We start from the raw sequence: 16,188 nt of genomic DNA on the forward strand, positions 1-16,188 counted from the left end.
GACACCACCAACACGATATTCTATTCGATGCAGCACTTTACAGCCCATCTCCACGACGAGGAAGCCACCGCCGCCCTGGGCGCGGCGCTGGCGCGCGCGCTCGCGCCCGGCCTGGCGATCCACCTGCACGGCGACCTGGGGGCCGGCAAGACCGCCCTCACCCGCGCCCTGCTGCACGCGGCCGGCCACGTCGGCACGGTCAAGAGCCCGACCTACACCTTGTCCGAACCGTACCGCATCCAGCTCGGCGGGCGCGCGGTCGAAGTCATCCATTTCGACCTGTACCGCATGGGCAGCGCCGAGGAATTCCTCGACGCCGGTTTCCGCGAGGACTTCAACGGCGACAACATCTGCATCGTCGAATGGCCGGAAAAGGCCGACGGCGTGCTGCCGCCGCCCGATCTGAACCTGTTTTTGACCGTGGCGGGCCACGGTCGTGATGTAGAATTGCAGGCGTCCACCGCCCTGGGTCATTCATGCCTTCAACGCCTCAAATTCGCTCCCAACATGTGAGCGGCCAAGCCGACTCCGGACCGGTCTCCCGGCGCACCGTGCTGAAGGCCGGCGCCACGCTGCTGCTGTCGGTGGTCGCGCCGATGCGCGCCTACGCCGCGCAAATCCTCGCCGTGCGCGTCTGGCCGGCCGAGGACTACACCCGCGTCACGCTGGAAAACGACGCCGTGCTCAAGGCCACCCACTTTATCGTCAAGGATCCGGAGCGGATGGTGGTCGACATCGAGGGCCTGGAGCTGAACCCGACGCTGAAAAGCCTGGTGGCCAAGATCCAGTCCAACGACCCGTACATCAAGCAGGTGCGCGTGGGCCAGAACCGGCCCAACGTGGTGCGGCTGGTGTTCGACCTGAAGGAAGAGATCACGCCGCAGGTGTTCACGCTGCCGCCGGCCGGCAGCTACAAGCACCGCCTGATCTTCGACCTGTACCCGGTCAAGGCGGTCGACCCGATCGCCGCGATGATCGAAAAGGGCGACTGGTCCAGCGACGGCAAGGACGCCGCCAAGACCGAGATGGCGCCGCTGAAGCCGGGCGAGGCCGACGTCGCCGCCGCCGCGCCGCAGCCGCCGAAGGAGCAGCTGGAAGCGCTCAAGCCGGACCTGAAGGCCGAGCCGCGCGCGGAACTCAAGGAACAGCTGAAAACCGCCGAGTCGCAGGCCAAGAGCGACAAGCCGGGCAAGCTGGTACGCATGCTGACGGTGGTGCTGGACCCCGGCCACGGCGGCGAGGACCCCGGCGCCTCCGGCAAGAACGGCAGCCGCGAGAAGGATATCGTGCTGGCCATCGCCAAGCGCCTCAAGGCCAAGATCGAGGAATTCCCCAACATGCGCGTGATGCTGACCCGCGACGGCGACTACTTCGTCCCGCTCGGCACGCGCGTGGAAAAGGCCCGCAAGGTGCAGGCCGACCTGTTCGTCTCGATCCACGCCGACGCCTTCGTGCAGGCTTCGGCGCGCGGCTCGTCGGTATTCGTGCTGTCGGAAAAAGGCGCGACATCGACGGCGGCGCGCTGGCTGGCGGACAAGGAAAACCTGGCCGACACCATCGGCGGCGTCAACGTCAAGAGCCACGACCGGCAACTGGCCAGCGTGCTGTTCGACCTGTCCACCACGGCGCAGATCAACGACAGCATGAAACTGGGCCGCTCGGTGCTGGGCGAGATCGGCGGCATCAACCGGCTGCACAAAGGCTCGGTCGAACAAGCCGGCTTCGCGGTGCTGAAGGCGCCGGACATCCCGTCGATCCTGATCGAGACCGCCTTCATCTCCAATCCGGAGGAAGAGGCCAAGCTGCTCGACGACGGCTACCAGAATCAAATGGCCGATGCCATCGTCAAGGGCATACGGCGTTATTTCGCGAAGAACCCACCGCTGGCGAAGAACCGGCTGACCTAACCGAATGGAAGAGACATGGCTGTTGTAACGATGACGGAATACGGCGCGCTGCCGGCAGTACAAATCACCGCGGCCGATGGCGCGCAGGCGACGGTGTCGCTGTTCGGCGCGCATCTGCTGTCATGGAAAACCGCCGACGGCCAGGAGCGCCTGTTCGTCAGCTCGCGGACGCCGCTCGACGGCAGCAAGGCGATACGCGGCGGCGTGCCGGTCATCTTCCCGCAGTTTAATGTGCGCGGCCCCGGCCTGCGCCACGGCTTCGCGCGCGTCAGCACCTGGCGCCTGAGCGGCAGCGGCGGCGACGGCGGCCGGTCCTTCCTGGAATTCAGCCTGGATCAGAACGACCTGCCGCCGGAACACGCGCAAGCCTGGCCGCACGCCTTCGCGCTGACGCTGCGCTTCACGTTGCACGGCGACGCGCTCGACGCCGAGTTCAAGGTCGCCAACACCGGCGCGCAGGCGTTCGCGTTCGGCGTCGCGCTGCATACCTACTACGACGTCGGCCAGCTGGCCGCGACCAGCATCAGCGGACTGCAACACCAGCAGTACACCGACCATCATCTGAACACGCTGACGCAGGAGCATCCGGCGCTGCACTTCACCGAGAAGCACGACCGGCTGTACAAGTCGACGCCGGCGCTGACGCTGAACACGGCCAACGCCACGCTGCGCCTGGAGCAGCAAGGGTTCAGCGAATGGGTGGTGTGGAATCCGGGCCAGGCCGACGCGGCGGCGCTGGTGGATCTGGCGGACGACGAGTATCTGCGCTTCGTCTGCATCGAGCCGGCGCGCATCGACCAGCAGCCGCTGGAAGCGGGCGCCAGCTGGACCGGCCAACACAAGATCTGTGTTTAGTTCGACTCTTTGATGATGCGGCCGGAACTCGGCTGGATCGGCCGCGCATTCAATGGATAGAGACGGCTGAACAACGCCATCTGCGCCGGCGACGCCTGCACCGGCTCCTTCATCACCAGCCACAGCACGCCCTCCTGGCACGGCGGCGTGGTCATCGATCCCATGAAGGTGAAGTAATCGCGCCGCGCCGGCAGCAGATCCATCGGATCGAGCGCGATCGACGGCGCCATCGTCTCCAGCTTCTCCAGCGGCAGGTTGTTCCACACCGTCTGGATCACCGGCTGCGGCTTGCCGCGTTCCAGCAGCAACGCCAGCATCGCGATGCGGCCCTCGCCGTCCTTGTGCACCAGGTGCACCACCATCTCGTAACCCTTGCCGTTGATGCGCTCCTCCGACGGCCGGTGGAAATGGAACTGGATCAGCTCATAGGTGCGGTTGCCGACGGTGATGAAATTGCCGCTGCCGACCATCACCTGCACGGTCTTGCCGTTGTCCGTCACGTTGAACGAGGACGGATGGTAATCGAAGGTGATCTGCTCCAGCTCCACCTTCATGCCGTCGCGGATATCGATCGGCGACTGGCGGTTGCCGTCGCCGCACTTGGCCCACGCCGGATTGATCTTGCCCCAATAGGCCGGGCCGTTCTCGCCCTCGTACGACCAGACATTGCTGATCCTCGGCGGCGGCGGCGCGGCGGCCACCACGGCGGCGACGGCGGCGGCCTTCTTGGCCTTGGCCGCGGCCGCGATCCGGGCCTGCTGGTTGGCGCGCATGATGGCCAGGCGCGCCGCGATCTTGGCCGACAAATCCGCCTCCGCCTCGGCCTCGCGTTCGCGTTCGCTCAACTTGCGCACCGGCCCGGACGACGCTTTGGCGGCGGCGGCCGGTGGTGCCGACGAAGACAACGAAGCAGCGGATGCGGACGCCTCGCTCGCGCCCGCGACTCCGCCCAGCGGCGATTTCGTCGACGGCGAAATGAGCGGATCTTTGGTCGTCGCGGCGGTGGCGGTGGCCACGCAGCAGCAGGCGATCAGGGTGAGCAGAGTACGCATGGGTGTCCAGAAGTAAGAAGCTTTACCTACTGGTTTACGGATGCATTTGGGCAAAACTTGAGACATGCCGGCCTGGCAGAGGGAATTTATTTCCACAACAACACACCGCGCGGCCTGCGCGGCGTGCATTCATGCGGGTTTCAGCGGCCTTGCAAGCGACGCGACAATTTCCAAACGCCGCCCAGCGCCATCGGCACGATGGCCACGCCGACGCCCACCAGCACGATCTCGGTCAGGTGGTCGCGCACGATCGGCATGTTGCCGAAGAAGTAGCCGGCCGTGGTCAGCAGCGCCACCCACAGCACCGCGCCGGAGATGTTGTACAGCTGGAAGCGGGTATGCGTCATGTCGGACACGCCGGCCACGAACGGCGCGAAGGTGCGCACCACCGGCACGAAACGCGCCAGCACGATGGTCTTGCCGCCGTGTTTTTCAAAGAACTCGTGGGTGCGGGTCAGCGCCGCCTTGTTCAGCCAGCGATAGTCATGGGTGAACACCCGCTGCCCCACCGCCTCGCCGATCCAGTAATTGACCGTGTTGCCGCTGATCGCCGCGACGCTCAGCAGCACCATCAGGAACGGCAGGTTCAGTTCACCGACCGCGCACAGCGCGCCGGCGATGAACAACAGGGTGTCTCCAGGGAAGAAAAACAGCACCACCAAGCCGGTTTCGCAGAAGATGATGGCGAACAGCACGACATAGATCAGCGTACCGTATTGCTGGATCAGCACTTCCAGTGTCTTGTCGACATGAAGGATCATGTCAAAAAATTGCATAAAATCCATATTCTTCCCATAAAGTGTGCGCCGGAATCATACACCACCGGCGACGGCGCGGCGGAAGTTTCCAAGCCCATGATAACCAGTTTACAATCGTCTGAGCCCGCGCAGCAAGCGGATGTGATCAACCTAGGAGATTCCGGATGTCTTTGACTTACCTGTTACGCGCCCTGCCCCTCTCCGCCCTGGCCCTCGGCCTGGGCGCGGCGGCCACCCTGGCCACCGCCGCCGACCTGCCGATACGTCCCGCCGCCGGCGACATCGTCAAGAAATCGCAGCCTTCCGACTGGCGTCCGCTGGATCCGAACAACACCATTTACATGGACCTGCCGACCGGCCGCGTGGTGATCGAGCTGGCGCCGCAGTTCGCGCCGCTGGGCATCGCCAATATCAAGACCATGATCAAGGAACGCTACTTCGACGGCCTGACGCTGCTGCGCTCGCAGGAAAACTACGTGGCGCAATGGGGCGATCCGAACGCCGAGAAGACTCCCAAGCCGCTGGGCACGGCCAAGGCCAAGGTGCCGGGCGAGTTCACGGTGCCGATGTCGAACGATAAGAACTTCGTGCAGCAGAAGGACTTCGACGGCTACGCGCCGCAGGTCGGCCACTCCAACGGCTTCCCGGTCGGCCGCGATCCGAAGGCCAACACCACCTGGATCGCGCACTGCTACGCCACCGTCGGCGTGGGCCGCGACAACGATACCGACAGCGGCAGCGGCGCCGAGCTGTACGCGGTGACCGGCCACGCGCCGCGTCACCTGGACCGCAACATCACCGCCATCGGCCGCGTGGTGTGGGGCATGGAGCTGTTGAGCACTCTGCCGCGCGGCAGCCAGGCCATGGGCTTCTACGGCGACAACGACACGCGCCTGCCGATCAAATCGGTGCGGCTGGCGGCCGACGTGCCGGAGTCCGAGCGCAGCAACCTGGAGGTGATGCGCAGCGAAGCGCCGATCTACCAGCAGGTGATCGACGCCCAGCGCAATCGCGGCGGACCGTGGAACAAATACACGGCCAACTATATAGAGCTGTGCAACGCCATGATTCCGGTGCGCGAGCGGCCCAAGTTATAATCTGGGGATGAACGCCCCCGACACCACCTCCGCCCGCACCCCACGCCCTATCCAGGCCCTGCCCGACCAGCTGATCTCGCAAATCGCCGCTGGAGAAGTGGTCGAGCGGCCATCGGCGGTGGTCAAGGAACTGCTGGAAAACGCGCTCGACGCGGGTTCCACCCAGATCACGGTGCGGCTGGAGGAAGGGGGCGTCAAACGCATCGCCATCACCGACAACGGCCGGGGCATTCCGCCCGAGCAGATGCCGCTCGCGCTGGCGCGCCACGCCACCTCCAAGATCGCCTCGCTGAGCGACCTGGAAAACGTCGGCACGCTGGGCTTCCGCGGCGAGGCGCTGGCGTCGATCGCCTCGGTGGCCGCCGTCACGCTGACCTCGCGCACCGCCGACGCGGCCCATGCCTGGGAAATCGTCGGCTCGCACAACGCCACGCCCGCGCCGTCGTCGGGCGCGCAGGGCACCACGGTGGATGTGCAGGATCTGTATTTCAATACGCCGGCGCGGCGCAAATTCCTCAAGTCCGAGCAGACCGAATTCGGCCACTGCGCGGAGGTCGTGCGCCGCATCGCGCTGGCGCGGCCGGACGTGTCGTTCTCGCTGAGCCATAACGGCCGCACCATCGATCACTGGAACGTCAGCGAAATGGCCAAGCGCAGCGCGCACATTCTCGGCGACGGTTTCGCCGAGGCGCGGCTGGCGATCGACGAATCGGCCGGGCCGCTGCGCATCCACGGCTTCGCCGGCTTGCCGACCGCCTCCAAGGCGCGCGCCGACGGCCAGTTCTTCTACGTGAACGGGCGCTTCGTGCGCGACAAGGTGCTGGTGCACGCGGTCAAGGCGGCTTACCAGGATGTGCTGCATGGCGACCGCTTCCCGTCGTATGTGCTGGCGCTCGATCTCGATCCGGCGCTGGTCGACGTCAACGTCCATCCGTCCAAGATCGAGGTGCGGTTCCGCGACAGCCGCGCGGTGCATCAATTCGTTTTCCACGCGGTGCAGCGCGCGCTGGCGCTGACCTCGGCCACGTCGCACGGCAGCGTGCCGTCGCCGCTGCCGGCGGCCGAAAGCCTCGGCAGCTCGACCTGGCGCGGCGAGCAGACTTCGTTCGGACCATTGCTGGCGCCGGACTATGCGCCGACCTTCTCGCCGTCGCCGTTCGGACCGCGCAACGCTGACGGTTCCGCCGGCGACGCGCGCGGCGGCTTTGGCGGCGGCGCAGCCGGTGGCTTCGGCGGCGCCCCTGGCGCGGCGGGCGGCGCGAACGCGGGCGGCTTCGGCGCGGGCGGCTATGGCGCGCCACGCTTTGGCGGCAACGAAGGCGGCGTCGCGCAGAGCACCGAAAAATACGGCGCCCTGTTCGGCGGCGCCGGCCCGGTCACCGGCTACCGCGCCGAATCGGACATGGCGCTGCCGCAAGCCAGCCCGTTCACCGTCTCCGGCGCCGCGATGGCGCAGGAAGAATTCCCGCTCGGCTTCGCGCTGGCGCAACTGCACGGCATCTACATCCTGGCGCAGAACGCCAAGGGCCTGGTACTGGTCGACATGCACGCCGCGCACGAACGCATCCTGTACGAACAACTGAAGACCGCATTGGAAAGCCGCGTCGCCGGCGAAGAGATGCAAGTGCAACCGCTGCTGATCCCGGTCACCTTCTACGCCGACGCGGTGGAAGTCGGCACCGCCGAAGAACACCGGGAGACCTTGCAGTCACTGGGCTTCGACATCGCCGTACTGTCGCCGACCACGCTGGCGGTGCGCTCGGTGCCGGTGCTGCTGAAGAACGCCGACGCACAAACGCTGGCGCGCGACGTGCTGCGCGACGTGCGCGAATTCGGCGGCTCGCGGGTGCTGATCGAACGCCAGAACGAACTGCTCGGCACCCTCGCCTGCCACACGGCGGTGCGCGCCAACCGCATCCTCGCGACGCAGGAAATGAACGCCCTGCTGCGCCAGATGGAAATCACCGAACGCGCCGACCAGTGCAACCACGGCCGCCCGACCTGGGTGCAGGTCGAAATCGGCGCGCTCGACAAGCTGTTCCTGCGCGGCCAATAACATGGAGCCGATGAACAAGCCGCTGGCGGTCGCCATCATGGGCCCGACGGCATCGGGCAAGACCGCGTCCGCGCTGGCGATCGCCGCGCGCATCCCGTCGGAGATCATCTCGGTCGATTCCGCGCTGGTGTATCGCGGCATGGACATCGGCACCGCCAAGCCGACGCGCGAAGAACTGGCCGCCGCGCCGCACCACCTGATCGACATCATCGACCCGCTGGACTCGTACTCGGTGGCGCAGTTCCGCGCCGACACGCTGCGGCTGGTGGACGACATCGTCGCACGCGGCAAGCTGCCGTTACTGGTCGGCGGCACGATGCTGTACTTCAAAGGCCTGGCCGACGGCCTGGATGACTTGCCCGGCGCCGATCCCGTACTTCGCGCGCAACTGGAAGATGAAGCGGCCGCCATCGGCTGGCCGGCGATGCACGCCCGGCTCGCCGTGCTCGATCCGGAGACCGCCGCGCGGCTCGCGCCCAACGACGCGCAGCGCATCCAGCGCGCGCTGGAGATCTGCACGCTGAGCGGCAAGCCGATGTCGGAACTGCTGGCGCTGCGCGAAAAGACCGAGCTGCCGTTCGAGCTGCTGTCGTTCGCGCTGGAGCCGTCGGACCGCGCCGTGCTACACCAGCGCATCGTGCGCCGCTTCGACATCATGCTGGAAGAAACGCCGTCCGGTAACCTGATCAGCGAAGTGGAAACGCTGCGCCGCCGGGGCGACCTGCATCCCGGGCTGCCGTCGATGCGCTGCGTCGGCTACCGCCAGGCGTGGGAATACCTCGACGGCAGCATCGACTACAAGACCATGCGCGAGACCGGCATCATCGCCACGCGCCAGCTGGCTAAGCGCCAGCTGACGTGGCTGCGCTCGATGCCGGACCGCGTGGTGCTCGACTGCCTCGCGCCCGATCCGGCCGGCGCCATGCTGGCGCGCATCGCCGACCAGCTGGGCTGATCGCCGACTCAGGTCTTCGGCGGCTCGCCGCTCATGTAGACCAGTTCCCACAGATGACCGTCGAGGTCCTGGTAACCGTGGCCGTACATGAAGCCATGGTCCTGCGGCTCCTTGTAGGCGCTGCCGCCGGCCTCGATGGCCTTGTTGACCAGCGCCGTCACCGCCTCGCGCGACTCCACCTGAAGGCAGACCAGCACCTCGGTCGAAGTGTGCGCATCGGCGATCGGTTTCGGCGTAAACTCCTTGAAGCGGGCTTCGGTCAGCAGCATGACGAAGATGTTCTCGGCCACCATCATGCAGGTGGCGCTATCGTCGGTGTAATGCTGATTGAAGCTGTAGCCCAAGTGCGTGAAGAACTTGACCGACGCCTGTAGATCGCGCACCGGCAAGTTGACATAGATATTGGTCGCCATGTTATCCCCGTTAAAAAAATAATCACACCCCGGGGACCAGAATACCAATATGCCAATGTTTTGACGACCACCGCGCGATCCCGCGCACTTTTTTCAAAAAATTTTTGGACCGGTCTTGACAGTCCAAGCCCCAACCCCGATAATGCTGGGCGTTGCAGGTGATATAGCTCAGTTGGTTAGAGCACAGCATTCATAATGCTGGGGTCGGTGGTTCAAGTCCACCTATCACCACCAAGATTCCGAAAGCCGCTGATCCGAAAGGTTCAGCGGCTTTTTTGTTGTCGGTCTAGTCGCTGGTGTCGCACAAAGGCGCTACACATTGCAGCAAATCCCTAACTAGATCAAGGGACGGGGCCATCTGCTATTTTTGACGACGAGAGTTCGTTTGCCCGCAGAATTTATAATCATCTAGTCGTCCTCCTCGACAAGGGCCATAAGGCTCGGGAACTAGTCTCTGTCGAATTCTCCAGGATGATGGGCCACTTGGAGAACCTGCGCAAATGCACGAGCTTGAAAGCGATTGCCGCCCATCAGAATCAGCTGGGCGGGCCGACAATCGGGGACATGAGTGGACGGCGAAAGCACCAAGCCAAGTTCAAGAATGAGCCGCCTGACCGATAACTAGCGTCAGCATCCAAGGGGATGTGCGTGTATGCGGCCAATCGCGTTGCGCTGGTAGAGATGCTTATTCAATCAAAGTCCCTCATTTCTGCGATAACTTGATCCTCTAACGGCGCGATGAGCTGGATCTTCTCGTAGATGGCGGCGGCTGAGTATTCGCCCTTTTTTAGAACAACAATACTACCGCAAACCCCGGCGCCCTGCGGATCGCCCAACGGCAAATCTGCTTGCCAAGCTCGCCACATTCTGCTCGACTGCGCGCACGGTGCAAGCAAGCCCTGACAAGAGGCAGAAGCTATATATGCTACCGAACGACGTGATATAACCACGAAGATACCCTCGTACAAATTGACCCCAAAAAACGGAGATACGATGAATTTGATAAATGACACTCAGATCAAAAAAGCTTTACACGCAGTTCGATCGAAACACATCGCCGTGGCCTATGTCGGCGCCGATTGGAAGAGCTTTGTAGATGAGAATACTCTCGACGAAATCATTGTATCGCCAACAGCAGGAAGCTCCGCAGACGCGATAAAAGAGTTGGTACAGTGCCTTGGCTGGAAAAATGTACATTTTCTCGACGAACTGCATGCAAAGATTTATTTGGGCGAGACTTCGGCTGCGATGGGTAGTTTCAACTTAACAGCCAATGGTTTGTCCGGTCACGCGTTGATTGAAGCCGGTTACCTAATCCAAGACCCTGCTCAGTTGAAATTTTTACGAAAATTTTACGCAGATTTGAAAGGTCGAGCCGTCCAACAATATGACTCACAAATAAAAAAAGAACAGCAACTTTCCCGACTTATCGAGATCAACGCAAAGGCACGCGAAGTGGGATTCGGCGCCCCCGCATCCTCACGGACTCGAACTTTGGAAGAGTACAACCCGGTAACTGACACCGACTTCTATTGCGCGTTCTATACCAACGAGAAATTGAAGTACAACGAACAGGCGCTTCGCAAACAACATCCGGCCAAGTTTAATTCAGAAGTATTCAATCCAGACGAACTGATAAAGGCGAACCTCCCATTTTTGTCAAAAGATAAAATATTAAGTGGCCACTGGGTGCTGATGTGGAAAGCGTGGATCGATGAACCAGCTCCGCTGAAGATGGAGGCGCAGTGGATGTACATTCAAGCGATTGTTCCGAACGGAGCAGAAGATCGTGAATATGGCTACACAAAACTCGCAATACAGTGGGAAGGTGCGCGTGGCATAGGTTCACCACCGTTCACACTTAAGCAAAAACAAAAAGCGGCACTTAAGGAACTCCTCGTTAGCGGAAAATTTCCCGAATTTTTCCCCGATTCGAGTGGTAAGGCATGGTCTCTAAATCGGACATTCCCCAATTTCAAGGCTTTTGTCGCCGAATGGAAACGCTTAGCCACGGCGTAATTAGCGTAGCCGAGGTGAGGAACAGGTCTGGTAGACCGACTCGACCTGATTCCCTGTTTGAGTTTCTACATGACCTAAAGATTAAGTGAACGCCTCAAACATTCCGGCATCGTAGTAAGGCCGGTGCTAGTTCGGGTCCGCTATCGGGTTATAGACAGGGAAATTGTTGTTGGGGTAGGTGCCGAAGTAGTTGGCTTGCTGGATCACCGTTTGCGCCCAGGCGCGGTGGGTGGCGACTTCGCACATCGAATTGCCCATCTTGAAGACCGCCGGGCTGTCCTGGTCCATGATCTTCTCAGCCACCGCCACGTCGATCGGCTGCACCCGGTAGTGGCTCTCGATCAGCGCCAGCTGGTCCGGGTGGATCGCGGTCTTGCCGACCAGGCCGTGCGCCAGATCCTCCAGCACTTCGGCGTCCAGCAGCGCGTCGTTGTCCAGATGCTCGAACACCGGCGCGGTCAGGCGGAAGCCATACGGCGCGAAGGTGGTCACCAGCCGCGCGATCACCTGCCCCAGCGGCGTGCGGTAGATCGTCATCGTGCGCGGACGGCGTATGCCCAGCAGCGCCAGCAAGTCGTTGCCGCCGATGCGCAGCGCCAGGATGCGCCCTACCACGCCCGGCGCGCGCAGCACGTCGCGGAAGCGCGCCATCTCGAGATCATCGAACACTTCGGCGGTTTCCAGCGTCGGCATCAGCAGGTGGCCGGTATTTTTCACCAGCCTGAAATAGCTGTCGAAATTGGCGCTGGTGGCCTTGGGGATGACGAAGCCGGTCAGGTTCTCCGCGCCCTTCATCGCCAGCACCCGCTCCAGTACTTCCGGATTGCGCACGCGGACGAAGCGATCCAGCACGCCGACCGCGTCCATGTTCTCCAACATCATCGACAGGTTGAACAGCGCGTAACTGAGCTCGCGATCAGCGACCGCGTCCTCGGTGCAGAAAATCACCGAGCGCAGTTTCGGCATCTTCTCGCCGTTGGCGATCTCCAGCAGATCCTTGTGGGTGGTCGGCACATACAGCGATGCGCCCAGCGGCTTGTTAACCATCCAACGCACTCCTAATCAGCGACACCGCCTGGTAAGGCAGATCTGGGTCGATCACAACCGGCACCTGTTTTTCCTGTGCCAGCAACTTGAGGTGACGCACGTCCGGCGCATCGGCGTCGCGCAGGATCAGCAGCCGTGCCACGCGGCGCAACAGCACCCGCGTGGCTTCGCCGATACCGGGCTTGACCAGATTCGCATCGCTGATGCCGTGAGCGGCCAGCAGCTGCGCCATGCAGTCGCGCGAGACGCGGGCCGAGGCCTGCGCATCCTGCGCCACCGGCGGCGGCATGCCGTCGCTGCCGATCGCCAGCGCGGCTTGCACCACCTGGTCGGCGAACTGGCGCGAGCGGTCGTGCGGGGCGAACGCTTCATAGTAGACGCATCCGTGGAAATCCCCCGCACCAATGGCGTCGTTCAGGATCGAGCGGCTGATCAAGCCGGACACGGTGGCGTTCAGAATGCTCGACGGGATCAGGTAGTCGGCCGAGGAGCTGGCGCAGGCGGCGGTGCCGGCCAGGTCGGCCAGCACGTGCAGGCCGGGGTCGATGCGGACGCCGTGCTCCGCGTTGTATTTGCCAATCCAGTGCGTCAGCTCGCGCGAGATCACGCCCTTGCCGGTCCAGCCGTCGACGAAGACGATCGATTCCGGTGCGTGACCGCTGTCGAGGATGAAGCGCAGCGCCGCTTCGTCGATGCCGCGGTCGCGGATGATCGACACCGAGTAGTGGCTGACGCGGCGGCCGAACACCTGGTCCAGCAGTCGCTTGAGGATCACGCCGACCGGGGTGCCGGCGCGCGCCAGCGACACCAGCGTGATGTCGCCGTCGCGACGGGCGGCGATCAGGCCGGCCAGCAGCAGGCAGTCGCGCGCCATCTGCTGCAGGTTGGCGGCGCAGGCGTCTTCGAAGATTTGCAGGTAGCGCGCCGACGGCAGCGATTCCGGCGACAGCATTTCGCTGTAGTGCTTCTGCTTCGACTGGATCAGAACTTCCTTGTCCTCGACGCTGACGAACTGCTGCAGCGGCAGGCGCTTGAGCAGGATCCGCACATCGTCCGCGCGGTAGCTGCCCGAGAAGTGCGGTAGCTGCGTCATAAGGCGCCCACCGTCAGCGCCGCCAACTGGGTGCCGTTCGGGACGATGGCGTAGTCGCAGGCGGCCATAAAGCGCGCGTCGGAGCGGCTGTCGCCCATGCCCATGGTCAGAATCTCGCCGTGCTGCTCGCGCAGTTTGCGCGTCAGGTATTCCACCGCGCGCGCCTTGTTCAAGGCGTTCGGCAGCAGCGCCAGGTTGTTGCCGTTGCGGTGGATGTAGTAGCCACTGCCGGCATCGGCGACCCACGGCGCCAGCACCTCGCTGTCGAACGGCGCCAGGCGGTCGCCGATCTTGTCCGGATCCTTGGCGACCACGTAGAACGGCAGGCCGCAATCCTCGATCAGGCGCGCGCGCGTCTTCAGGCCGACGCTGTCGGCGTAGCCGTCGATCAGCGCCATCGCCTGCTGCAGGCCGGGCAGCGCCGCCGCCATTTCGGCACGCATGTGTTCCATCCACCAGGCATCCGGCTCGCCGTCCGGCTGCAGAATCAGGCCGCCGTAGTTGAGGATCTTGTAGCCGCTGAACGGCAGGTCGACCCGGCTGAACGCGTCGCGGTTGCGCGCCGTGGCCGGGATCAGCGTCATCGATTGATCCATCATGCCGAAGAACGCGCGCTGTTTGGCGGTCGTGAAGGAAATCGCCGAACGGTCCTTCAGATAGGCGGCCGGCCGCAGTTCAGCGTCGCTGCCGCATTTGGCGAGAGAGCTGAACAGGGTATCGTCAAGGTCAACGAACAGGTATTTCTTCAACGAGATTCTCCGGCTGATAGTGAAACAATCGACCCCGCACCTTGTCCGCCAGCGCATACAGCGCGGCGGTGGGCGGCGTCTCGTGGCAGACAAAGACATGATCGTACTGGCCCGGCGCGACGTTGTAGACGAAGTTGGCGATGCCTTCGCCGTAGTTGTCCGGGAAGGTCAGCGCGCAGGTCACCGCGCCCCATTCCAGGATCGGGGAACGGGTGGTCGACTGCACCGCCACGTCCGCGCCGTGCGCCTCCAGCGCGCGGCCGAGCAGGAAGGCCGGATGCATGAACTCTCCGGTGCCCAGCACCAGCACACGCTCGCCCGGCGCGATGGCTGACGCCAGCTCCGCCGCCAGCGCGCGCGGCAGCGGCAAGGGCGCGGCGACGCCCAGGCGTCCGAAGGCGGGGCTGGCGCCGCGATCCGCCGCGCCATCATAGCGCTGCGCCGGCGACTCGCCGGCTTTCAATTGGCCGGCCTCGAACGCGAACTCGCCGTTCAGCGCCGCGCTATGGCTGGCCGGTACGCCGAAGCGGCCCATCAGGCGCTCGCTGCCCTCCTGGCCCATGAAATTGGTGATCGTCACCAGGTGCACGTGATGGATCGCCGGATTGACCGAGCGGCAGGCCGCCGCCAGGTTGACGAAGGTATTGCCGGTGCTGGCCTCGTCGTCGATCAGCACGATGGAGCGCGCGCGCGCGAAACGCTCTGCGATCGCCGGATCCTCCGGCATGTGCAGGAACTGGCGCGGCGCGTGACTGTGCGCTTCTTCGAACTCGATCAGCGCGCCGTCGCCGACGCGGTAACGCGTCGTATGCAGAAACACCGCCTCGCGTTCAGCGTCCGCATCGAGCCAGGCTTCGAACACGCCCTGGCCGAGTCCCACCGCCGTTTCCGCCATGGCGATAAACACCACGGGGCCGGGCAGCTCCGCCGGCAGATCGCGCGCCAGCGACACGTGCAGCTCGCGCATCACGCTCGGGCGCACCGGCCAGTGCTTGCCCAGCACCTTGCTGACGAACAGGAAGCCGCGCTTGGCGTTGGCGCGCGCGGCGAAGCCCACCAGCGCATCAAGCGTGTAGCGCCCAGGTTGCGCCCTGACCGTCAGCCGGCCGGTCGGCAGTAGCACCTCGCGCAGCTCGTCGCGTTCCGCGAGCAGTTCCATCAAAATACCTCGACCGCATTGGAGACTTCGGCCACGCGCATGCCCTCGCGAATGGCCGGGATCTCGATGTGTCCGAAGCCACGATCGAAACCGGCCAGCGCGATGTAAGGCAGATTCGGACCGGCCATGCAAGCCATGCCGATCCCGCCCGACATGCGCGGATTAATTTCCAGCAGCCGCACCACGCCGCCGGTTTCGCGGAACTGCACGTTGAACACGCCGTTCAGTCCATAGGCCCGGGCCAGCGCCGCACTGGCCTCCAGGATCCGCGGATTCAGGTCGATGGTCTGGCCGACGCCGGCCGCCAGCGGCTTCTTCCTCGGCACCGCGCAGACCAGACGGCCGTTCTCGCCGACGCAGTCGACGCTGTACTCGTGCCCCTCCAGATACTCCATCACCAGCATGGTGCGGAACTCCGGCAGCCGCGCCAGCCCGCCGCGCAGATCGGCCAGGCCGATGGTGTACTGCGCGCCGGCCAGCAGCAGCTCGGCGCAGCTGCGCTGTTCGTCGATGACGCTGAAGCCCAGGCCATACACCGACTCGGACGGCTTGATGCAAAGCTGCGGATACAGCGCACGCAGCTCGGCGTAGGCCGCGTCGAACTGCGCCACGTTGTTGACCGCGATCGAATGCGGCGGCGGCGCGGCGGCGCAATCGACGGTGGCATAGAAGCGCGCCTTGTCGTGCAACAGTTGCAGCGACTCGGCCGGCGCCACCGACAGCACGCGCGTGCCGATGTCGGCGAAGCGCTGGCGCGCGGCGCTGATCAGGCGCGCCTCTTTGCCGGGCACTAAAATCCCGACGTCATGCCGGCGGCAGAAGTCGAGGCACCAGGCGACGTAGTCTTCGCCTTTCACGCCGATCGGCTCCAGCTCGAACTGATGCGCCGCGCGCCCCGCCGGGACCGGCGAGGTGCTGGTGTAGATCAGGTGATAGCGGTGCGCCTGGTCCGCTTCACGGATCAAGCGCATGGCCGTGTAGACGGAGGAGAAAGTTCGGTTGAACCAGACGCGCATGGACATCCTTAC

15 protein-coding genes and 1 tRNA gene are annotated in these 16,188 nt (G+C 64.1%); 8 read left to right on the forward strand and 8 right to left on the reverse strand.

The features are described from left to right. The first annotated feature begins 27 nt into the window (after window positions 1-27). Genes tsaE through GW587_RS20440 form a run of 3 tightly spaced genes read left to right on the forward strand, consistent with a single transcriptional unit; the run spans window position 28 to window position 2,762 of the window. Window positions 28-513, forward strand: a complete 486-nt coding sequence (gene tsaE / locus GW587_RS20430; RefSeq protein WP_166106551.1) for a tRNA (adenosine(37)-N6)-threonylcarbamoyltransferase complex ATPase subunit type 1 TsaE — start codon at window positions 28-30, stop codon at window positions 511-513. Continuing rightward, window positions 477-1,907, forward strand: a complete 1,431-nt coding sequence (locus tag GW587_RS20435) for an N-acetylmuramoyl-L-alanine amidase (RefSeq protein WP_166106445.1) — start codon at window positions 477-479, stop codon at window positions 1,905-1,907. Before tsaE ends, GW587_RS20435 begins: the two co-directional genes overlap by 37 nt. A 15-nt stretch (window positions 1,908-1,922) precedes the next feature. After that, on the forward strand, window positions 1,923-2,762 hold the full coding sequence (locus tag GW587_RS20440) for a D-hexose-6-phosphate mutarotase (RefSeq protein WP_166106446.1): 840 nt from the start codon (window positions 1,923-1,925) through the stop codon (window positions 2,760-2,762). On the opposite strand, the gene GW587_RS20445 is transcribed toward GW587_RS20440, so the two are convergent. Beyond that, window positions 2,759-3,814 (reverse strand): carbonic anhydrase, encoded by a 1,056-nt coding sequence (locus tag GW587_RS20445; protein WP_166106447.1) that lies wholly within the window; start codon window positions 3,812-3,814, stop codon window positions 2,759-2,761. The two genes, GW587_RS20440 and GW587_RS20445, sit on opposite strands and share 4 nt — an antisense overlap. Window positions 3,815-3,954: 140 nt before the next feature. Further along, window positions 3,955-4,599, reverse strand: a complete 645-nt coding sequence (locus tag GW587_RS20450; RefSeq protein ID WP_166106448.1) for a VTT domain-containing protein — start codon at window positions 4,597-4,599, stop codon at window positions 3,955-3,957. Between the two features lie 137 nt (window positions 4,600-4,736). On the opposite strand from GW587_RS20450, the gene GW587_RS20455 reads away from it, so the two are divergent. From GW587_RS20455 to miaA, 3 genes are read left to right on the forward strand one after another with little or no spacing between them, the layout of a single operon-like run. Then, window positions 4,737-5,669 (forward strand): peptidylprolyl isomerase, encoded by a 933-nt coding sequence (locus GW587_RS20455; RefSeq protein WP_166106449.1) that lies wholly within the window; start codon window positions 4,737-4,739, stop codon window positions 5,667-5,669. A 7-nt stretch (window positions 5,670-5,676) separates the two neighbouring features. Beyond that, entirely contained in the window at window positions 5,677-7,725 is a 2,049-nt protein-coding gene (mutL, locus tag GW587_RS20460; RefSeq protein WP_166106450.1) for a DNA mismatch repair endonuclease MutL, read from the forward strand. Between the two features lies 1 nt (window position 7,726). Beyond that, window positions 7,727-8,680, forward strand: a complete 954-nt coding sequence (gene miaA / locus GW587_RS20465; RefSeq protein WP_371875629.1) for a tRNA (adenosine(37)-N6)-dimethylallyltransferase MiaA — start codon at window positions 7,727-7,729, stop codon at window positions 8,678-8,680. Window positions 8,681-8,688: 8 nt separating this feature from the next. On the opposite strand, the gene GW587_RS20470 is transcribed toward miaA, so the two are convergent. Continuing rightward, window positions 8,689-9,093, reverse strand: a complete 405-nt coding sequence (locus GW587_RS20470; protein WP_166106452.1) for a VOC family protein — start codon at window positions 9,091-9,093, stop codon at window positions 8,689-8,691. Window positions 9,094-9,250: 157 nt separating this feature from the next. Here GW587_RS20470 and GW587_RS20475 point away from each other — a divergent pair. Together GW587_RS20475 and GW587_RS20480 are read left to right on the forward strand one after the other, a co-directional pair. Continuing rightward, window positions 9,251-9,327: transfer RNA gene (locus GW587_RS20475), tRNA-Met, on the forward strand. A 759-nt stretch (window positions 9,328-10,086) separates the two neighbouring features. After that, window positions 10,087-11,112 (forward strand): phospholipase D family protein, encoded by a 1,026-nt coding sequence (locus GW587_RS20480; RefSeq protein WP_166106453.1) that lies wholly within the window; start codon window positions 10,087-10,089, stop codon window positions 11,110-11,112. 126 nt (window positions 11,113-11,238) lie between these two features. Here the strand turns inward: GW587_RS20480 and GW587_RS20485 are convergent, their stop codons facing one another. Genes GW587_RS20485 through GW587_RS20505 form a run of 5 tightly spaced genes read right to left on the reverse strand, consistent with a single transcriptional unit; the run spans window position 11,239 to window position 16,176 of the window. Beyond that, complete coding sequence (locus GW587_RS20485; RefSeq protein WP_166106454.1) at window positions 11,239-12,159, reverse strand: HpcH/HpaI aldolase/citrate lyase family protein; 921 nt, start codon at window positions 12,157-12,159, stop codon at window positions 11,239-11,241. Beyond that, window positions 12,152-13,252, reverse strand: a complete 1,101-nt coding sequence (locus GW587_RS20490) for a cysteine protease StiP family protein (protein ID WP_166106455.1) — start codon at window positions 13,250-13,252, stop codon at window positions 12,152-12,154. Before GW587_RS20490 ends, GW587_RS20485 begins: the two co-directional genes overlap by 8 nt. Continuing rightward, window positions 13,249-14,001: an HAD family hydrolase gene (locus GW587_RS20495; RefSeq protein ID WP_166106456.1), complete on the reverse strand. Its 753-nt coding sequence runs from the start codon at window positions 13,999-14,001 to the stop codon at window positions 13,249-13,251. Before GW587_RS20495 ends, GW587_RS20490 begins: the two co-directional genes overlap by 4 nt. After that, window positions 13,979-15,160 carry a phosphoribosyltransferase family protein gene (locus GW587_RS20500; protein WP_166106457.1) on the reverse strand — a complete coding sequence of 394 codons (1,182 nt, stop codon included), beginning with the start codon at window positions 15,158-15,160 and terminating at the stop codon, window positions 13,979-13,981. Before GW587_RS20500 ends, GW587_RS20495 begins: the two co-directional genes overlap by 23 nt. Next, the gene (locus tag GW587_RS20505; RefSeq protein ID WP_166106458.1) at window positions 15,160-16,176 is read right to left on the reverse strand and encodes an ATP-grasp domain-containing protein; all 1,017 of its coding nucleotides are present in this window, start codon (window positions 16,174-16,176) and stop codon (window positions 15,160-15,162) included. The genes GW587_RS20500 and GW587_RS20505 overlap by 1 nt, the downstream gene beginning before the upstream one ends. Between the last annotated feature and the right edge of the window lie 12 nt (window positions 16,177-16,188).

The sequence above is a fragment of the Duganella aceris genome, from assembly GCF_011090165.1.
GTDB classification, from domain to species: Bacteria; Pseudomonadota; Gammaproteobacteria; order Burkholderiales; family Burkholderiaceae_D; genus Rugamonas; species Rugamonas aceris.

Excerpts from the sequence above, each read along its gene's own strand:
- tsaE (WP_166106551.1), top strand. The coding sequence starts at position 28 with ATGCAGCACTTTACAGCCCATCTCCACGACGAGGAAGCCACCGCCGCC.
- GW587_RS20435 (WP_166106445.1), top strand. The coding sequence starts at position 477 with ATGCCTTCAACGCCTCAAATTCGCTCCCAACATGTGAGCGGCCAAGCC.
- GW587_RS20440 (WP_166106446.1), top strand. The coding sequence starts at position 1,923 with ATGGCTGTTGTAACGATGACGGAATACGGCGCGCTGCCGGCAGTACAA.
- GW587_RS20445 (WP_166106447.1), bottom strand. The coding sequence starts at position 3,814 with ATGCGTACTCTGCTCACCCTGATCGCCTGCTGCTGCGTGGCCACCGCC.
- GW587_RS20450 (WP_166106448.1), bottom strand. The coding sequence starts at position 4,599 with ATGGATTTTATGCAATTTTTTGACATGATCCTTCATGTCGACAAGACA.
- GW587_RS20455 (WP_166106449.1), top strand. The coding sequence starts at position 4,737 with ATGTCTTTGACTTACCTGTTACGCGCCCTGCCCCTCTCCGCCCTGGCC.
- mutL (WP_166106450.1), top strand. The coding sequence starts at position 5,677 with ATGAACGCCCCCGACACCACCTCCGCCCGCACCCCACGCCCTATCCAG.
- miaA (WP_371875629.1), top strand. The coding sequence starts at position 7,727 with ATGGAGCCGATGAACAAGCCGCTGGCGGTCGCCATCATGGGCCCGACG.
- GW587_RS20470 (WP_166106452.1), bottom strand. The coding sequence starts at position 9,093 with ATGGCGACCAATATCTATGTCAACTTGCCGGTGCGCGATCTACAGGCG.
- GW587_RS20480 (WP_166106453.1), top strand. The coding sequence starts at position 10,087 with ATGAATTTGATAAATGACACTCAGATCAAAAAAGCTTTACACGCAGTT.
- GW587_RS20485 (WP_166106454.1), bottom strand. The coding sequence starts at position 12,159 with ATGGTTAACAAGCCGCTGGGCGCATCGCTGTATGTGCCGACCACCCAC.
- GW587_RS20490 (WP_166106455.1), bottom strand. The coding sequence starts at position 13,252 with ATGACGCAGCTACCGCACTTCTCGGGCAGCTACCGCGCGGACGATGTG.
- GW587_RS20500 (WP_166106457.1), bottom strand. The coding sequence starts at position 15,160 with ATGGAACTGCTCGCGGAACGCGACGAGCTGCGCGAGGTGCTACTGCCG.
- GW587_RS20505 (WP_166106458.1), bottom strand. The coding sequence starts at position 16,176 with ATGCGCGTCTGGTTCAACCGAACTTTCTCCTCCGTCTACACGGCCATG.